The sequence below is a fragment of the Amycolatopsis roodepoortensis genome (assembly GCF_014873915.1).
Classification (GTDB): Bacteria; Actinomycetota; Actinomycetes; order Mycobacteriales; family Pseudonocardiaceae; genus Amycolatopsis; species Amycolatopsis roodepoortensis.
Window position 1 is genome coordinate 416,751 of record NZ_JADBEJ010000008.1, and the last position, 17,670, is coordinate 434,420.

The window sequence follows — 17,670 nt, forward strand, 5'->3', positions numbered from 1 at the left end:
GTCAGCACAGGGCGGCCATCACCGCGGGCATCGGCGGCTTCGGCACCCGCTGCCCGCCGTGCACGTCCGCGGCGAGGTCGTACACGTTCAGCGCGAGCACGATCTGCTTCGAGCCGTCCGCATTGCTCATCGAGACGCTGAAGAACCCCGGCCCGGCACCGGTGTTGCCCCAGAACGTCTTCACGCCGTCGCCGCATTTCACGTCGAGCGTCTCGATCCCGGCCCCGTAGGCGCCGCCATCCTCGTTCGGCACGAGCCGTTTGAGCTCCGCCTGTTGCTCGGGCGGCAGGAGCCGTCCTGCCAGCAACGCGCGGTGGAACGTCGCGAGGTCGTCGACGGTCGACACCATCGCGCCCGCGGTCCAGTCGTACGAGGGACTGAACACCGTCATGTCCTCGCCGCGCATGTCGTAGCCGTGCAGATGCGGACCGCGCAGGAACGGCGACCACAGCGGGAAGTACGTCCGCCCGAGGCCGAGCGGATCGAGGATCCGCCGCTGGATCTCCTCGCGGACGTCGTTACGGGTGACCTTCTCGATCACCTTGCCCAGCAACAGATATCCGGTGTTCGAGTACTTCACGCCGGTGCCCGGCGCGAACGAGGGCCGGTCGATCAGCGACCGCCGGATCACCTCCGACGGCGTGATGATGTGCGCCCGGTTCCCCTCGACGAGGTACGGGTCGAAGAAGTGCTTGTCCAGGGGGTCGTGCACGCCGGAAGTGTGGTTCAGCAGCATGCGCAGCGTGATCTTCTCGGGCTCGTAGCCCGGCCCGCGTACGACACCGGGCAGCCTGTGCTCCACCGGATCGTCGAGCGAAAGCGCGCCTTCGCCCGCCAGTTGCAGCACCACCGTGGCGACGAACGCCTTGGTGTTGCTGGCGATCCGGAACCGGTGGTGCGGCCCCGCGGGTTCGCGCGTGGCCTGGTTCGCGTATCCGGCGCCGAAGCGCGAGACCGCCTCACCGGTCCGGACCTGGACGACCGCTCCCGGGAATCCCCCTTCGCCGACCAGATCGCCGACCGCCGCGCGCACCGGATCCCCGGCCGCGACCGACGTCCCGCTCGCCAGCAGTACCCCCGCCAGCACCCCCGCCGCGAGTTTCCCCGATCCGCGCATTGTGTTCCTCCCCCGGAAGCGATTGCCTGCGCACAGTCTTCTCCGTGCGACGGGGAGTGACCATGGGGACAACGCCCGGGTCTTGGGTAGGGTCGGCCCCACCCTCAGTTGTCACAACTCAACGGAAAGTGGGGAGCAGACCTTGCACCCGGTTGGTCGAGCGCAGAGCATGGACGCCGTGTCCGGGCTCGAAATCGCGCAGATCATCCCCTGGGGTGTGGCGCTGTTGCTCGCGATCCTCGTCGTCGTCCTCCTGATCAAGCTGAGGCGTCCCGCGAGCATCGTCGAGAACGCGGTGCTGCAGGCCGTCCACCGGATGTCGAAGGCGACACCGGATCTCCGCGAGGGCCTCGACGAGCAGGTCGCCGACAAGATCACCAGCCAGCTGCTGGAGATGCTCGACTGCGTCGCCGTCGGCATCACCGACAGCGAAGGCACGCTGCTGTCCTGGGACGGCGAGGCCAACGACCACTACGTCGACCTCGTCGACGCCATCGGCAACGCGATCCGCAAGCACCGGCGCGAGGTCGTCGCGCACGACAAGATGCCGTGCAACCACCGCGGCACCTGCCGGATGCGGACGGCGGTGATCGTGCCGCTGATCGTCGAGGGCGAGACCGAGGCCGCGCTGCTGGTCGTCGGGCGCACGCGCGGGCGGCTGGTGCAGATGGCCGACGCGGTCGCGCAGTTCGTCTGCACGCAGTTCGAGCTGGCGCGCCTGGACGAATCGAAGAACCAGCTGCAGCAGGCGGAGATCAAGGCGCTGCGCGCGCAGATCTCGCCGCACTTCGTCTACAACGCGCTGAACACCATCTCGTCGCTGATCCGGACGGACCCGGAGGAAGCGCGAGAGCTGCTTCAGGACTTCGCGGACTTCACGCGCTACTCGTTCCGGACGTCGGGCATGTTCACCTCGCTCGCCGAGGAACTGCGGAACATCGACCGGTACCTGACCATCGAGAACGCCCGTTTCGGCGGACGGCTCGAAGTGCGGATGAAGATCGCGCCCGAGGTGCTTTCGGTGGTCGTCCCGTTCCTGATCATCCAGCCGCTGGTGGAGAACGCCGTCAAACACGGGCTCGCGTCGAAGCCCTCGGGCGGTTGTGTCACGGTGATCGCCGAGGACTACGGCGCCGAAGCGCTGATCAGCGTCGAAGACGACGGCATCGGCATGGAGCCCGCCAAGCTCGCGGATCTTCGCAGCCAGCACCGCACGGGCGCGCACGTCGGGCTCGGCAACATCAACCAGCGGATGCAGCAGGTGTTCGGCCGCGACTACGCGCTCATGGTCGAGACGGCGCCCGGCGCCGGGATGAAGGTGACCCTGCGGGTGCCGAAGTTCATGCCCGGCGTGCGGCCGAATCTGCCGGACTTCTCCGCCGACAGCGCGAGCGTCCCGCCTCAGGGCGGCCCGAACGAGTCCAGCGGGGTGAGCGGTTCGCGCAGCGGCGTGCTGCCGTCGTGAACGTCGGTAACCTGGCGGTATGAGCGTTGCGGACAAGCTGACCTCCCGTCTCCCGATGATCGGCGATCGGGGTGAACGCAAGGACGTCGTCGCCGTGGTGAAGCTGCACGGGGTGATCACGCCGACCCCGTCGCCGCTGGCCAGGGGGACGATCAACCTCGCCGCCGTCGAATCGGCGCTGACGCGCGCGTTCGGGCACGAGCGGCTGAAGGCCGTCGCGCTGCAGATCAACTCGCCGGGTGGCGCGCCGACGCAGTCGGGCCTGGTCGCCGAGCGGATCCGTCAGCTCGCCGACGAGAAGAACGTGCCGGTACTGGCCTTCGCCGAGGACGTCGCCGCGTCCGGCGGGTACTGGCTGGCCTGCGCCGCCGACGAGATCTACGCGCACCGGACGTCGATGGTCGGCTCCATCGGCGTGATCAGCGGCGGCTTCGGGTTCACCGGCCTGCTGGAGCGGTTCGGCATCGAGCGGCGGCTGCACACCGCGGGGGCGAACAAGTCCCGGCTCGACCCGTTCAGCCCGGAGAAGCCGGAAGACGTCGAGTGGCTGAAGAAGATGCACGGCCAGCTCCACGAACTGTTCGTCGACTGGGTCACCGAACGCCGGGGAGACCGGCTGTCCGGCTCCGAGGACCTGTTCACCGGGGACGTCTGGCTGGGCGCCCGCGCGGTCGAGCTCGGTCTCGTCGACGGCGTGGGCAGCCTCCGCCAGGTGATCACCGAGCGGTACCCGGACGCCGAGATCGCGATCGCCGAACCGAAGAAGCCGCTGCTGGCGCGGCTCGGCATCGGCGCCCCCGCCGCGGCGAGCGCGCTGCTGGACGCCGTCCAGACCAAGGCCGCCTGGAGCCGCTTCGGCCTCTGATCTGCGTGCGATGAACGGCCCGGTCCTCGTGGATCGGGCCGTTCTTCGCGTTCGGGCCAGGTCGGATTCACCCGAACGGTGGTAGGCGGAAGTGGTTCAGACCAGGTCTCATATCGGACATACCGCTTTGTTGTGAACGGCAACAAACCTCGACAGCGTTGACGAGGAGGTCCGATGTCCGTTAATCGTTCCCGTTGGAAGATCGCGCTCGCCGCCACCGCCGGCGCGGCTCTGATCACCGTCCCCCTCACCCTGCCCGCTTCCGCCGCCGTCCCGCCCCCGCCGTCCGGCTGGACCACCGTGTTCACCGACGACTTCACCGGCGCCGCGGGCTCGCTCCCGTCGAGCGCGAACTGGATCATCGACACCGGCCACGGCTACCCCGGCGGCCCGGGCAACTGGGGCACCGGCGAGATCCAGAACTACACGGCGAACCCGGCGAACCTCGCCCAGGACGGCTCCGGGAACCTCCGGATCACGCCCCTGCGTGACGGCGCGGGCAACTGGACCTCGGCGCGGATCGAGACGCAGCGCACGAACTTCAAACCACCGGCCGGTGGCGCGCTGCGGATCGAAGGCCGCATCCAGATGCCGAACGTCACCGGCGCCGCGGCGCTCGGCTACTGGCCCGCGTTCTGGGCGCTGGGCTCGCCGTATCGCGGCAACTACTGGAACTGGCCCGCCGTCGGCGAGTTCGACATCATGGAGAACGTCAACGGGATCAACACGGTCTGGGGCGTGCTGCACTGCGGCGTCAACCCCGGCGGCCCGTGCAACGAGACCACCGGACTGGTCGGCAGCCGCACCTGCCCCGGCGCCAGCTGCCAGAGCGCCTTCCACACCTACACCTTCGAATGGGACACGAGCGTCAGCCCCAACGTGTTCCGGTGGTTCGTGGACGGGCAGCAATTCCATTCGGTCAGCCAGAACCAGGTCGACGCCACGACGTGGGCCAACATGACGAACCACGCGGGCTACTTCGTCCTGCTGAACGTCGCCATCGGCGGCGCGTTCCCGAACAACAACTCCGGCACCACGACGCCGGGACCGGGGATCGTGCCCGGACACCCGATGCTCGTCGACTACGTCACCGTCCTGACCCGCGGCGGCGGCACGACCCCCACCACGCCCACGACCACGAACAACCCCGGCGGTGGTAGCGCGTACAGCACGATCCAGGCGGAGTCGTACAGCCAGTCGGCCGGGATCGCCAAACAGGCCACGTCCGATTCCGGCGGCGGGCAGAACATCGGCCCCGCGGGCAACGGTGACTGGGCGTTGTATCCGGGCATCGACTTCGGGACACAGACCGGCAGGCAGTTCCAGGCGCGCGTCGCGTCCGGAGCGGCGGGCGGCGTGAGCGGACTCGTCGAAGTCCGGCTCGGCAGCCGGTCCAACCCGCCCGTCGGCAGCTTCGCCGTCGCGAACACCGGCGGCTGGCAGAGCTGGCGGACCATCCCGGCGAATATCAGCGGCGTCACCGGGAAACACGACGTCTACCTGACCTTCACGAGCGGACAGCCCGCCGATTTCGTGAGCGTCAACTGGTTCACCTTCACGCCGTGAAGGGATAGGTGTGGCACGGCGAGGCGGTTCGTGTCACCGGAAAAGATGACGGCACCGGTCACCCCAGGCGCGGGGGTGGGCGGTGCCGTCCTTTTCGTTCGACTTTCGTGAAGCGGGCTGGACAAGGAACCCGGCAATGGGCAGGATGCGTCTCACTGTGAGTGCTCACGATGACACCCGGAAGCTCATCGTCCTGGCGGTGGACGATGAGCCCAAAGGGCTAGACGAACTCGTCCACTGTCTCCGCAACAGCCCGCACGTCGCCCTGGTCTACCCGGCGATCGACGCTTCGGAGGCGCTGCGCCTGCTGTCCGCGGACGATCCGAGGCTGGCCGACCGCAAGTCCCGCGGCCTGCCGATCGTGGACGCGGTGTTCGCCGACATCGACATGCCCGGCCTGTCCGGGATGGAGATGTCGCGGGTGTTCGCCGCGCTGCGCCCGTCGCCGGCGCTGGTCTTCGTGACCGGGCACGCGGAAGAGGCCGTCAACGCCTTCGACCTCGGCGCGCTCGACTACGTGCTCAAGCCGTACCAGCAGGATCGCCTCGACCGGGCCATCACGCGCGTGATGGACAAGCTCGCCGCCAACGCCGCGCCGAAGTTCGGCGCGGAAGGCGGGCTGGGACAGGTCAAGAACGACGACGAGGTCATCCCCGTCGAGCTCGCGGGCACCACGAAGCTCATCCCGCGGTCTTCGGTCCGCTGGGTCGAGGCGCAGGGCGACTACGCCCGGCTGTTCACCACCGACGGCAGCCACCTGGTCCGCATCCCGCTCGCCCAGCTGGAAGAACGCTGGGAGAAGGCGGGTTTCGTCCGTATCCACCGGTCGTTCCTGGTCTCCCTGCCGCTGATCACCGAACTGCGCATGGGGCAGGGCGGCTATCAGGTCGTGATCGGTAACGAGGAGAAGGTGCTGCCGGTGAGCCGCCGCCACACGCGCGCCCTCAAGGACAGGCTGGTCGGCGCCAACCGGTCGACGTGACCGACGACTACTACCGCCGCGTCAACGGCGTCCGCGAACCGGACCCGACACTCGGCAAGAGCAGGAAACCGGTGGCGCCCGAGGGCGCCGCCGTCGAACCCGTTCCCGGCGCTCCGTCCGGCCCGAAGCACGAGGCCAAACCCGAACATCACGCGAAACCCAAGCGGCAGCGGGTGATCCTCGCCGATCCGCGGCAGGCCACCAGCACCCTGCGGGCCAGGGTCGAACTCGAAGAACAGACCAGCTGGGGAAAGCTCCTGGTCCGGGATCTGGTGAAGATCCAGCTGCGGACGGCTTCCTGGCTCGCGCTGCTGGTGATGGTCACCCTGTGTTCGCTTCCGGTGCTGTTCTATCTGATCCCGTCCTTCGGCCGGGTGACCGTCGTGGGTATCCCCGTGCCCTGGCTGATCCTCGGGGTGGCGCCTTTCCCGTTCCTGTTCGGCATCGGCCTCTGGTACAACCGGCTCGCCGAACGACACGAACGCGACTTCGTCGACATGATCGAGAACTGATTGCGGAGCTGCACATGCGAGGATCCTTGGCGTGATCAGAGGTGAGGTCGACTCAGCCACGCGGTCTCGAAGCGCGCCAGCGCTGAGAGACTTCACAGTGACGCGTTTCCGTCAGCGCGCGATCAAATGACACTGCCCTTGGCCGGCATCGTGCTGGTGGCGGTCCTGACCTTCTACCTCGGACATCGCTCCTCGAGGTCGGCCGTCAGCACGCACGATTTCCTCGTCGCCCGGCGCACCGTGCGGTCCCGCCGCAACGCAGCCGCGATCTCCGGTGAGTACCTGTCCGCCGCGTCGTTCATGGGCGTCGCCGGCATCGTGCTCAAGGACGGCGCCGACGCGCTGTGGTTCCCGATCGGCTTCACCGCCGGCTATCTCGCGCTGATGCTGTTCGTCGCCGCGCCGCTGCGGCGGTCCGGCGCGTACACGCTGCCGGACTTCGTCGAGATGCGGCTGGGTTCGACGATGCTGCGCCGGTTCTCGACGGCGTTCGTGGTGTTCATCGGGATCCTCTACATGGTCCCGCAGCTGCAGGGCGCCGGGCTGACCCTCTCGACGATCTTGCCGGTGCCGGTGTGGGCCGGAGCCCTCCTGGTCACCTTCGTGGTCGGGTTCAACGTGATCGCGGGCGGGATGCGCGCCATCACCGTCGTCCAGGCCTTCCAGTACTGGCTGAAACTGTTCGCCATCGCGGTGCCGACCTTCGTCCTGTGCATCGTGTTCCTCGGTTCCGGCGGGCCGGGCAGCGCGCGTCCGCTGGGGCAGCCCGCCCCGCCGACGTTCCCCGAGAACACCACGGTGTCGGTGCAGGCCGACGTCACGCTGAAGGTCACCTCGGTGACCGTGCTCGAGGCGTACGGAGAGGTGGAAGGCGCGCGCGCCAACGGTTTCGCGGTGTGGACGCCGGAGGCCGGGCACAAGGTCGCCAAGGGCACGACGCTGAAGTTCACCGCGGGCACGCCGGTGCCGGTGGTCAGCGACGCGCCCACGTCCAACGGCGACTGGCTCCGGCCGGGGTCGGGCGGTCTCACCGATCTGCTGCAGGTCTATTCGCTGATCCTGGCGACCTTCCTCGGCACCATGGGGCTTCCGCACGTCCTGGTCCGCTTCTACACCAACCCCGACGGGAAGGCCGCGCGCCGCACGACGGTGCACGTCCTGCTGCTGCTCGGGCTGTTCTACCTGTTCCCGACGCTGCTGGGCGCGCTCTCGCGGATGTACGTGCCGGAGCTGCTGGTTACCGGTAAGACCGACGCCGCCGTGCTGCTGCTGCCGTCCGCTGTTCTCCCCGGCCTCGGCGGGCAGATCCTGGGCGCGGTGACGGCGGCCGGAGCCTTCGCCGCGTTCCTGTCGAGTTCGTCCGGGCTGCTGGTGAGTGTCGCCGGGGTCGTGTCCACCGACGTCCTGCCCGGCCGCGTCCGCGATTTCCGGGTGGCGACGGCGATCGTGGCGATCATCCCGTTCGCGCTGGCGGTCCTGCTGCCGTCGGAGGACCTCTCGCTTTCGGTCGGGATGTCGTTCGCGCTGGCCGCGTCGACGTTCAGCCCGCTGCTGCTGCTCGGCGTCTGGTGGCGCAAGCTCAGCTGGCCCGGCGCGCTGGCCGGGATGCTCGTCGGCGGCGGGCTGGTGCTGACCGCGCTGGTGGTCAACATCGTCAGCAAGTACAGCGGCGGCTGGGCGCCGTGGTTCTCGAACCAGCCCGCGCTGATCACCGTGCCGGCCGCCTTCCTGACCACCTACGTGGTGAGCCGCGCGACCGGATACGGGCGGCCGGACGACGTCCACGGCGTGATGCTGCGGCTGCACGCGCCCGACCCGCTCGGGTTCATGCGTGATCGCGCGGTCGCCCGGTTCGGGCAGGCCGAAGACGACACAGCGGACACGGCGAAGCCACAGAAGACCGAGAAGGCACGGACCACCGGTAAAGGCCGCCACCGGAAGTAAATCACTCTTTCGAGTCGCGAGCGTCTACTCAGAGTCGTACCGTTCACTCAAATGGATTGCTCCTCTTCGGCCCTGAGAGGGGCATGATCTTTCGTGACAACGAAGTCATCGAATGGTCGCGGTAGACGGGAGGTCCGACGTGAGCGATACCGATCCGGAATCCGACTGGGAAAAGGTGCAGGCGAGTCCGGACTTCGCCGAGTTGCGCCGGAGGCTGCGGGTATTCGTTTTCCCGGTCTCGGCGCTGTTCCTTCTCTGGTATCTGCTGTACGTGCTCCTCGCCGACTACGCGACCGAGTTCATGAGCACCAAGCTCTTCGGCAACATCACCGTCGGTCTGGTCTTCGGCCTGCTGCAGTTCGTGTCCACCTTCGTGATCACCGGCCTCTACGTCCGGTACGCGAACCGGAAACTCGATCCGCTCGCCGACAAGATCCGGCATGAGGTCGAAGGGACCGAGCGGTGAATACGCTGGCAGCGGGCGTACAGGGCAGCAATCCGGCGCTCAACATCACCATTTTCGCGATCTTCGTGGCGATCACGCTCGTGATCGTTTTCCGCGCGAGCCGGAATACGAAGACCGCGTCCGACTACTACGCCGCCGGCCGCGCGTTCACCGGCCCGCAGAACGGCATCGCGATCTCGGGCGACTACCTTTCCGCGGCGTCGTTCCTCGGCATCGCCGGTGCGATCGCGATCAACGGCTACGACGGTTTCCTGTACTCGATCGGGTTCCTCGTCGCGTGGCTGGTGGCGTTGCTGCTGGTCGCGGAACTGCTGCGCAACACCGGCAAGTTCACCATGGGCGACGTGCTGGCCTTCCGGATGAAGCAGCGCCCGGTCCGCGCGGCGGCCGCGGTCTCCACGCTCGCCGTCTCGTTCTTCTACCTGCTCGCCCAGATGGCGGGGGCGGGCGGCCTGGTGAACCTGCTGCTCGGTATCGAGGGGAACCTCGGCCAGGACCTGGTGATCGCCGTCGTCGGCGTGATCATGATCCTGTACGTGCTGATCGGCGGGATGAAGGGCACCACCTGGGTCCAGATCATCAAGGCCGTCCTGCTCATCGCGGGCACGTTCGCGATGACGCTTTGGGTGCTCGGTAAGTACGGCTTCAACCTGTCCAGCCTGTTCCAGGCCGCCGTCGACAAGGGCGGGCAGACCGGGGAAGCGCTGCTCGGGCCGGGCAAGCAGTACGGCAAGACCGGAACGACGAAACTCGACTTCCTGTCGCTGGGCATCGCGCTGGTGCTCGGCACCGCGGGCCTGCCGCACGTGCTCATGCGCTTCTACACGGTGCCGACCGCGAAGGACGCGCGCCGTTCGGTGGTCTGGGCGATCGCGCTGATCGGCATCTTCTACCTGTTCACGCTGGTGCTCGGCTACGGCGCGGGCGCGCTCGTCGGCCCGGACGTGATCGCGAAGGCGCCGGGGACGACCAACTCGGCGGCCCCGCTGCTGGCACTCGAACTGGGCGGCCCGATCCTGCTCGGGTTCATCGCGGCCGTGGCGTTCGCGACGATCCTCGCCGTGGTCGCCGGCCTGACGATCACCGCGTCGGCGTCGTTCGCGCACGACGTCTACGCGAGCGTGATCAAGAAGGGCAAGACCGCTCCGGACAGCGAGGTCCGCGTCGCGCGGATCACCGCGCTGGTGATCGGGGCGGTCGCGATCGTCGGCGGGATCCTCGCGAAGAACCAGAACGTGGCGTTCCTCGTGGCGCTCGCGTTCGCGGTGGCGGCGTCGGCGAACCTGCCGACCATCCTGTACTCGCTGTTCTGGAAGCGGTTCAACACCCAGGGCGCGCTGTGGAGCATCTACGGCGGGCTCAGCGTGTGCGTCATCCTGATCGTCTTCTCGCCCGCGGTCTCGGGCAAACCCGTCGACCCGAAGACCGGGAAGAGCGCCTCGATGATCCAGGGCGTCGACTTCCACTGGTTCCCGCTGGACAACCCGGGCATCGTGTCGATCCCGGTCGCCTTCTTCCTCGGCTGGCTCGGGACCGTGCTGTCCAAGGAGCACAACCAGAAGAAGTACGCCGAGATGGAGGTCCGCTCGCTCACCGGCGCCGGGGCGGAAAAGGCCGTCCAGCATTGAGTCGCTCTTCACGCGCGCGCAACGGGACGGGATGCGAGGATGGAACGGTGGTGAGCCCTGCTGACATCCCGACCGTCGCCGTCCGTGATCTGCCGAAGGACGGCGTCGTGCTGCTCGACGTCCGTGAGGACGACGAGTGGGCCGCCGGGCACGCCCCCGGTGCCAAGCACATCCCGATGGGTGAACTGCCCGCGCGCGTCGGCGAACTCGACGAGCTGCCGGACGACCAGCCGATCCACGTGATCTGCCGCAGCGGCGGCCGGTCCGCGCGCGCCGCCGCGTGGCTCAACGCGAGCGGCTGGGACGCGGTGAACGTCGCCGGCGGGATGGGCTCCTGGAAGCAGGAGGGGCGCCCGATGGTCGGCGACCATCCCGGCGTCGAACCCGAAGTGCTGTAACCGTGCAGCCAGGCCACTACCCGCCGAGAGCACCGATACCGCCGGTGCGTCCCGCGCCGATGCGGCAGCCGGTGCGGCATCGCGTCCGCTGGGTCGCTTCGCCGCCGCCCGGCGCCTTGCCGTCGCGTCGCAAACCCGTGGCCGAGCGCTATTCCGGTCCGCCGTCCTATCCGGTCCCGCCGCGATGGGGCTTCCCGAACCTGGTCTGGCGACGGCCGACCGCGGTCCCCGGGACGGCGTCGGGCGAGGTCACCGCGGCGGAACGGCTCCGGGTGATCACGCGAAGTCTCCTGCCGGTGCTGTGGACCTTCGCCGCTCTCGCCGTCGTGGCCTCGGCCGCGGAAATCTGGCGCTACGTCCTGCTCGTGCAGAGCCGGAACTCGGCGTTGTCGACGTCGGTCGTCTCGGTCTCCGACAGCTTCGTGATCACCGCGGGCCTGCTCACGACGATCCTTTCGCTGCTGCCGTCGGGGCTCACCGTGTGGTGGCTACTCGTGGCGAGGCACGCCGCCGCGGACGCCCGCGGCGAGGTGCCGCCGAGGCGGCTGTGGCACGTGCTGGTGTTCGTGCTGGTGCCGGTGGTGAACCTGATCATGGTGCTGCCGGTCGTCGCCGAACTCGAACACGCCGTCCTGCGCCGCACCCGCGAAACCCGGCCGAAGCCGTCGCGGCTCGTGCTGATCTGGTGGGGCGTCTGGATGCTGAACTGGGTGCTGCTCGGGCTCGTCATCGTCTGGCGGTTCCGCGACGGCGTCCAGGCCCTGGCCGACGGGGTGGTCCTGGTCGCGCTGACCGACCTGGCCGCGGCCGGGCTGGCGGTGGTGACGGCGCTGCTCGTGAAGCGCATGTCCGGCCTGCTCGCTCCTGTGGCGGAGAAGCGCCTTCGGCTGCTTCGCGTGCTGAAGGTGGATGGGGCGCCGGATCCTGAGCGGCGGGAGCGCCCTGCCTCTTCGGTGCGCTGACGCAACTCGTGTCGTCCGTTCAATCACGCGTGTCGTCCGCCGGTTCACACGTGTCGCCGAAGCTGCACGCTGACCTGCGAAAAGAGAGCAAGGGACCTTTGCTACCACCCGGACCCCTGGGGGGGTGAGCCAGGTCACCATTGACCTCCAGCTCGCTGGAGGTTCGAGACTGTGCTCATGAGCGACGACGGCGTCACCTTCATCAACGTCTTCGAGATCCCCGCGGACCGCGTGGACGAGTTCGTCGAGACGTGGCGAGAGCGCGCGAAGCTGATGCGGGACGCGCCCGGCTTCCGCGACGCCAAGCTCCACCGGGCCCTGCTGCCGGATTCGCGCTTCCAGCTGGTCAACGTCACGCACTACGACAGCAAGGAAGCCTGGGAAGCGGCGGGCAGGAACCAGGTCTTCCAGGCGTCGACCGAACGCGCCGCGGAGGTCGCGACGCCCAACGCCGCGCTCTACGAAGTCGTCGTCGAGTACCCCTAGGCGGTGACCCGGAGCGAGCGCAGTCCCCGGATCACGAATTCGGGCCGCCGCTCCGGGGTTTCGGCGAGTTCCAGTCCCGGCAGCTTCGCGGCGAGGGAGCTCAGCGCGGCCGCGATCTCCACGCGCGCGAGCGGGGCGCCGACGCAGTAGTGGATGCCCATGCCGAAGCCGAGGTGAGCGTTCGGCGTGCGGCCGATGTCGAGGGTGTCGGGCCGGTCGAAGACCTTCGGATCCCGTGCGGCGGCGCCGAGGAGCGCGCCGATCTTCTCGCCCTCGGCCACCCGGAATCCGGCGATCTCGACGTCGGCGGTCGCCGTCCGCTCGAACAGCTGGAGCGGCGCGTCGAAGCGGATCAGCTCTTCGACGCACGGGTCCAGCAGCTCCGGCGAGGCCACCAGCCGCTCCCACTGGTCGCGGTGGGTCAGCAGCGCGTTGACGCCGTTCCCGATGACGTTCACCGTCGCCTCGTGCCCGGCCATCAGGAGCAGGACGGCGGTCGCGACCAGTTCGTCCTCGGTGAGCTCACTACGTAGAAGATCGCTGACGATGTCGTCACCGGGGGAGTCCGCGCGCTGCTTCGCGACACCGCGCAGGTACTCGACGAACTCCGCGGACGCGGCTTCGGCGGCGTCGCGCTTCTCTTCGGCGAGCCCGTACTCGTACATCTTCACGATGTGGTTCGAGAGGGTCACCATGCGCGGGCCGTCCTCGACCGGGACGCCCAGCAGTTCCGCGATGACCGCGACCGGCAGCGGCTGCGCGAGATGCGTCAGCAGGTCGGCCGAGCCGGTTTCGGCGATCTCGGCGGCGAGGCGGTCGACCATGCCGTCGGCGAGTTCGGCGACCATCGGCCGCAGCCGCTGGACGTGCCCGCGCCCGAACGCGCCAGCGATCACCCGCCGCAGCCGCGTGTGGGCTGGCGGCTCGTTCTCCAGCAGCGAGTTGCGGTGCAGCAGGTTGAACGACGCGAACCGCTCCACCGGCAGCGCGTCCTGCCAGATCCGGCCGAGCCCGCGATGCCGCAGGACGGCGGCCGACGCCGCGTGCGAAACCGCCACGGCGATGCCGAGGCCGTCGTGCCGGTGGACTTCGCCGCGCTCGCGGAGATCGGCGAAATACGGGTACGGATTCGCGAGGAAGGCCGGGTCGGCGAGGTCGAACACGTGCCGACTGTAACCCGCGCCGGGGTGGCCGCCCCGGCGCGGCACGGAGCTACAGATGCAGCCAAAGCCCCAGGTGCAGGTGCAGGCCGTGGTGGTGATGCCCGTGGTGATGGCCGACGCACAGCAGCAGGCAATGCCGGGCCTGCTCCGCTCTGCCGGACTCCGGCGCGGCCGAAGCCGTGCCCGCCGCGGGGCCGGCCAGCATCAGACCGAGGGCCACGGGAACCGCGGCCAAGGCGGCCCGGCGCTTCGAGGTGCTCATCTGTGTTCCCTTCTCCGCACTGCGGCGCCGGGATGGCGCCGTGATCGAGTATTCGGTGCGGGGTGGGCAAAAGGGCAGGCTGATCACCCGTCATTCGATCGTCCGGATGATGACAACCGTTTTCAGTCACGTTTCCGTGGTACCCGGATGGCCGCTGAAACCCGCCGATCCGGTCGATCCGGTGGTCGGCCGGGTGCCGTCCGCGCCGTCTTCGTCACCAACCCCGGGGGCCTTACGAGACGCCTGCCTTCCCGCGATAGCGTTCCGAACCGAGCTTTGAGGAGGCTGACGTGGGCAAGGGTTCGCGCAAGAAGGGTCCCAAGACGACCTCGGACCGCAAGCCGAAGGTGCGCGACGTCTTCGTCGGCCAGCCCTTCGAGGGGCTCGCGGCGGAGACCGAGCTGATCGCGCTGCGCGAGTTCGTCCCGTCGGCGACGGCGGCGCTCACGCTGGGCTCCGGCGAGAAGGTCACCCTCGGCACGGTGCTGCCGATGGCGGCGGCCGCGTTCGTCCGGTCCGACGGCGAGCGTTACGTCGGCATGCAGGTGCAGACCCGGTCTTCGGACATCAGCCGCGACCTCGGCCGCGCGCTGCGGTGGGTGCTGGACGCCAAGGAGGGTGACGTGCTGTCCGTGCCGGACACCACGACGCCGCCCACCGCCGACGAGAAGGCCCGCCTCCAGGACCTGCTCGACGTGAACGCCGAACTCGACGTCACGCTCTACAACGACTTCGCCTGGTGGCTGCCCGAGGACGCCGACGCGAGCGGCGACGTCGCGCTGTCCCTCGAGCGCGCGAACGCGGCGATCATGCCGACCGAACGCCTCGGCGCGGGCGCGTACTGGGTGCTCGCCGGCGAGAAGGCGCACCTGCGCTGGGTCCGCCCGGAGCCGGAGAACCTGCTGCTGCAAGCGCTTGCGCGGCTGTCCGCGGCCGGTGAGCTGGGCCTCGGCGAAGGCTCCCGCTACGCCGGTTCGTTCCGCGCGCACGGGCTACTCGTCCCGGTGTGGGATCTCGACCCCGAGGCCCACGCCCGCGAGTGGGCCGACGCGAAGGAGCAGCTCGGCGTCCGGCTCGACGCCGCGCTGAAGTCGCTCGACACCGAGCCGCTCAACGCCGCCGAGCGCCGCTCGCGCGACGGCCTGATCGGCCGCCAGCTCACCATCCGCTGACTCGCGTGAAGGCCCCCTTCCCTCGGCTCAGCCGAGGGAAGGGGGCCTTCACGCGACAATGGGCGCGTGATCCTCCACATCTGCCCCAAGGGTGACTGGGCCGAGGTGCCCGAAGGTGGCGTCTACACCGCCGCGTCCCTCGGCTCCGACGGCTTCATCCACTGCTCGGACCCGGGGACGGCGCATATCCCGGCCAACGCCGTGTTCCCCGGCCGCACCGATCTGCTGCTGCTGGAAATCGACCCGGCGCTCGTCGGCGCGCCCGTCGTCTGGGAGGACGGCGACCCGCCGCATCCGGCCGGTCTCCAGTTCCCCCACGTGTACGGGCCGATACCCCGTAACGCCGTGGTGGCCGTCCACGAATTCCCTGTTCAGGGGGACGGTACGTTCAGAATTCCCGGCTCCGTGTCGAGGCGCTGAGCAAGCGTCCCTCGAATTGGTTCGCGGCAAGAGACAACCTGTGGGGGCGGTCATGCGTTTCGGGAGAGGTGAGCCAGGTGAACCTGGCCGGATGACCCCGGGAGGAGGCGATACGGTGACCGCTGCCGCGACGGTCGTGCCGGGGACGGACGTCTGGGGGACCGGCGAGAGCCGGAGGAGTGACGTGCCGGGTGAACTCACCGACTTCGGGGACTTCGTGAAGGCCGGCCTCCCGGGCCTGCTGAGGTACGGCCACGCCCTCACCGGAAACCCGCACGACGCCGCCGACCTCGTCCAGACCGTGCTGGAGAAGATCGGTTCCCGCTGGTCGTACGTCCAGCACAAGACCGGCGACCCGATGGCCTACATCCGCCGTTCGATTTCCAACGCGCATATCAGCCGCTGGCGCCGGACCAAACGCGAGAGCCTGGTCCCCGATCCGCCGGACACCCAGCCGTACAGCCCGGCCGACCCGTTCGAGCACGAGCCGTTGTGGCAGGCGTTACGCGCGCTGCCGCCGAGGCAACGCGCGGTGATGGTCCTGCGTTACTACGAAGGCCTGTCCGAAGCCGAGATCGCGGATTCGCTCGGGGTCAGCCAGGGCACCGTCAAAAGCCAGGCGAGCAAGGCGATCGCGTCGCTGCGCACGAAGCTCGCCCTGATCGAGCCCAAGGACGAAGGGAGGGAAGCGGGATGAACATGTCCGAAGAGGACGTGCAGCGGAAGCTGCGTGACCTGTTCTCTGATGAGCGGCTGGGCGTGGGACCCACGCTGAATCCCGAGACGATCGTCGCGGGCGCCCGCCGTCGCCGACGCCGCCGTCAGCTGATGCAGACCACCAGCGGGATGGCCGCCGCGGTGGTCCTGCTCGGCGGAGGGCTCACGGTCTTCACGATCCACGACAGGGACAACGGCGCGGCCTTCCCCGGGGGCGACCAGCTCACCATCGGGGCGGCCTCGTCGAGCCTGGCGCAGCCCGCGCCGGGGAGCTCGGCGCCGCCGGTCTCGTCCCAGGCCGCCCCGCCGAACCCCACGTCCGGGCAACCGCAGTCGACATCCCACGACGAGCCCGCCCCGCCCCCGAAGAGCACCGCGTCCACGAAGCCGCCGGCACCGCGCAAGGTGACCACCGGCGCGCTGCTGACCCCGGCCGGGTTCGGCAAGCTCCGGCTCGGGATGAGCGAGGAGGAGGCGGAGGCCGCCGTCGGCCCGCTGCGCGCGAAGGACTACCGGGCATCCTGCGTTTACGGCTACGTGGAGGGAACCGCCGTTCCGGGACCGGCTTCGGTGTCGCTGACCGACGCCGAAGGGATCACCGTGATCAACCCGGCCGGGACCGTGCACACCCCGGAGGGGATCGGGGTCGGTTCGACCGAGTCGGACATCCTCGCCGCGTACCCCGGCAGCACGAAGAACGGCAGCGCCTACTTCGCGCCCGCCGGCGCGGGGAGCGCGTACCGGATCTCACTCGCCGACGACGGTTCGGCCATCGGCATCCTGCTGACCCGCGTCGACCAGAGCTGTCAGTTCAGCTGACGGGAACGAGAAAACCCGGGCTTCTCCAAGGGGGAGAGCCCGGGTTTTCCCGTGGTGGGAGCGTTGGTCAGTGCGTCAGAGCGCGCCGCCGGCGACCGGGGGCATCCCCGAGTCGGCGCCGCCGTCCCCGACGGATTCGCGGTGCAGGTGGTTCTCCACCTCGAACAGGTTGCCGTTCGCGCGTTTGACGATGTTGAGCAGCGTGGACATCTGGGAGATCTCCTCGACCTGCTCCTTGAGGAACCACTGCGTGAACTGCTCGCCGATGTAGTCCTCTTCGGCGCGGGCGGCCTTGGCCAGCTGCTGGATGTCGGTCGCGACGTCCTTCTCCTGCTGCAGCGCGAGCTCGATCAGCTCGGTGACGTCGGAGAAGTCGTTGCGCACGTCGCCGGTGCCGGGGATCTCCACGTGGTGGTCGGTGTCCAGCATGTACTGGACCAGCGCCATCGCGTGGTTCCGCTCCTCGACGGACTGCTTGTAGAAATGCTTCGCGAGCTGCGGCAGGTCCTCGGCGTCGAACCAGACCGCCAGCGCGATGTACTGCTGGGAGGCGTTGAACTCGTTGTGGATCTGCGCCTGCAGCAGTTCGTAGAACTTCGAGCGCGGTTGCTTCTTGAGGAGGGCCATGTGTTCGACGATACGCCAACTCCTTATTCGATTTCCACTTTTGCCTGGTGATCTGCCCCCTATTAGGTTAGTATTACCGATAATAGGTTCACCTCAATT

The 17,670-nt window shown here is 68.8% G+C and carries 19 protein-coding genes; 15 read left to right on the top strand and 4 right to left on the bottom strand.

From position 1 onward, the window contains the following. Position 1: 1 nt before the first annotated feature. Complete coding sequence (locus H4W30_RS39600) at positions 2–1,117, bottom strand: serine hydrolase domain-containing protein (protein ID WP_192747411.1); 1,116 nt, start codon at positions 1,115–1,117, stop codon at positions 2–4. A 169-nt stretch (positions 1,118–1,286) separates the two neighbouring features. Between H4W30_RS39600 and H4W30_RS39605 the strand changes: the two genes are divergently transcribed. The 11 genes from H4W30_RS39605 (at position 1,287) to H4W30_RS39655 (ending at position 12,391) form a co-directional block, all read left to right on the top strand. Further along, complete coding sequence (locus H4W30_RS39605; protein WP_192747412.1) at positions 1,287–2,582, top strand: histidine kinase; 1,296 nt, start codon at positions 1,287–1,289, stop codon at positions 2,580–2,582. 19 nt (positions 2,583–2,601) lie between these two features. Further along, positions 2,602–3,447, top strand: coding sequence for a S49 family peptidase (locus H4W30_RS39610; protein WP_192747413.1), 846 nt, complete (start codon positions 2,602–2,604; stop codon positions 3,445–3,447). A 174-nt stretch (positions 3,448–3,621) separates the two neighbouring features. Further along, on the top strand, positions 3,622–5,013 hold the full coding sequence (locus H4W30_RS39615; RefSeq protein WP_192747414.1) for a glycoside hydrolase family 16 protein: 1,392 nt from the start codon (positions 3,622–3,624) through the stop codon (positions 5,011–5,013). A gap of 145 nt (positions 5,014–5,158) precedes the next feature. Then, positions 5,159–5,995 (top strand): LytR/AlgR family response regulator transcription factor, encoded by an 837-nt coding sequence (locus tag H4W30_RS39620; RefSeq protein WP_185927068.1) that lies wholly within the window; start codon positions 5,159–5,161, stop codon positions 5,993–5,995. Further along, positions 5,992–6,507 carry a DUF485 domain-containing protein gene (locus H4W30_RS39625; protein ID WP_192747415.1) on the top strand — a complete coding sequence of 172 codons (516 nt, stop codon included), beginning with the start codon at positions 5,992–5,994 and terminating at the stop codon, positions 6,505–6,507. The genes H4W30_RS39620 and H4W30_RS39625 overlap by 4 nt, the downstream gene beginning before the upstream one ends. 126 nt (positions 6,508–6,633) lie before the next feature. Continuing rightward, complete coding sequence (locus H4W30_RS39630) at positions 6,634–8,451, top strand: sodium/solute symporter (RefSeq protein WP_225950798.1); 1,818 nt, start codon at positions 6,634–6,636, stop codon at positions 8,449–8,451. Between the two features lie 112 nt (positions 8,452–8,563). Next, positions 8,564–8,917, top strand: coding sequence for a DUF485 domain-containing protein (locus H4W30_RS39635; protein WP_126732520.1), 354 nt, complete (start codon positions 8,564–8,566; stop codon positions 8,915–8,917). Then, entirely contained in the window at positions 8,914–10,545 is a 1,632-nt protein-coding gene (locus tag H4W30_RS39640; protein WP_192747416.1) for a solute symporter family protein, read from the top strand. Before H4W30_RS39635 ends, H4W30_RS39640 begins: the two co-directional genes overlap by 4 nt. A 47-nt stretch (positions 10,546–10,592) precedes the next feature. Next, positions 10,593–10,943, top strand: a complete 351-nt coding sequence (locus H4W30_RS39645) for a rhodanese-like domain-containing protein (protein ID WP_126732518.1) — start codon at positions 10,593–10,595, stop codon at positions 10,941–10,943. Positions 10,944–10,978: 35 nt separating this feature from the next. After that, complete coding sequence (locus H4W30_RS39650) at positions 10,979–11,905, top strand: DUF4328 domain-containing protein (RefSeq protein ID WP_192747992.1); 927 nt, start codon at positions 10,979–10,981, stop codon at positions 11,903–11,905. Positions 11,906–12,082: 177 nt separating this feature from the next. Further along, on the top strand, positions 12,083–12,391 hold the full coding sequence (locus tag H4W30_RS39655) for an antibiotic biosynthesis monooxygenase family protein (RefSeq protein WP_192747417.1): 309 nt from the start codon (positions 12,083–12,085) through the stop codon (positions 12,389–12,391). Here the strand turns inward: H4W30_RS39655 and H4W30_RS39660 are convergent. Both H4W30_RS39660 and H4W30_RS39665 read right to left on the bottom strand, forming a co-directional pair. Further along, positions 12,388–13,554: a cytochrome P450 gene (locus H4W30_RS39660; RefSeq protein ID WP_192747418.1), complete on the bottom strand. Its 1,167-nt coding sequence runs from the start codon at positions 13,552–13,554 to the stop codon at positions 12,388–12,390. The genes H4W30_RS39655 and H4W30_RS39660 overlap by 4 nt on opposite strands. Before the next feature lie 49 nt (positions 13,555–13,603). Beyond that, positions 13,604–13,816, bottom strand: a complete 213-nt coding sequence (locus tag H4W30_RS39665; protein WP_192747419.1) for a hypothetical protein — start codon at positions 13,814–13,816, stop codon at positions 13,604–13,606. A gap of 290 nt (positions 13,817–14,106) precedes the next feature. On the opposite strand from H4W30_RS39665, the gene H4W30_RS39670 reads away from it, so the two are divergent. The 4 genes from H4W30_RS39670 to H4W30_RS39685 all read left to right on the top strand — a co-directional run bounded on the left by H4W30_RS39670 (position 14,107) and on the right by H4W30_RS39685 (position 16,944). Continuing rightward, positions 14,107–14,988 (top strand): DUF5926 family protein, encoded by an 882-nt coding sequence (locus tag H4W30_RS39670; protein ID WP_126732512.1) that lies wholly within the window; start codon positions 14,107–14,109, stop codon positions 14,986–14,988. A 66-nt stretch (positions 14,989–15,054) separates the two neighbouring features. After that, positions 15,055–15,408 (top strand): DUF952 domain-containing protein, encoded by a 354-nt coding sequence (locus H4W30_RS39675; protein ID WP_192747420.1) that lies wholly within the window; start codon positions 15,055–15,057, stop codon positions 15,406–15,408. Positions 15,409–15,592: 184 nt separating this feature from the next. Further along, positions 15,593–16,105 (top strand): SigE family RNA polymerase sigma factor, encoded by a 513-nt coding sequence (locus H4W30_RS39680; RefSeq protein WP_192747993.1) that lies wholly within the window; start codon positions 15,593–15,595, stop codon positions 16,103–16,105. Further along, on the top strand, positions 16,102–16,944 hold the full coding sequence (locus tag H4W30_RS39685) for a hypothetical protein (RefSeq protein ID WP_192747421.1): 843 nt from the start codon (positions 16,102–16,104) through the stop codon (positions 16,942–16,944). Before H4W30_RS39680 ends, H4W30_RS39685 begins: the two co-directional genes overlap by 4 nt. 75 nt (positions 16,945–17,019) lie before the next feature. Here H4W30_RS39685 and H4W30_RS39690 read toward each other — a convergent pair whose 3' ends face one another. Next, complete coding sequence (locus tag H4W30_RS39690) at positions 17,020–17,571, bottom strand: ferritin (RefSeq protein WP_034309611.1); 552 nt, start codon at positions 17,569–17,571, stop codon at positions 17,020–17,022. Positions 17,572–17,670 lie beyond the last annotated feature (99 nt).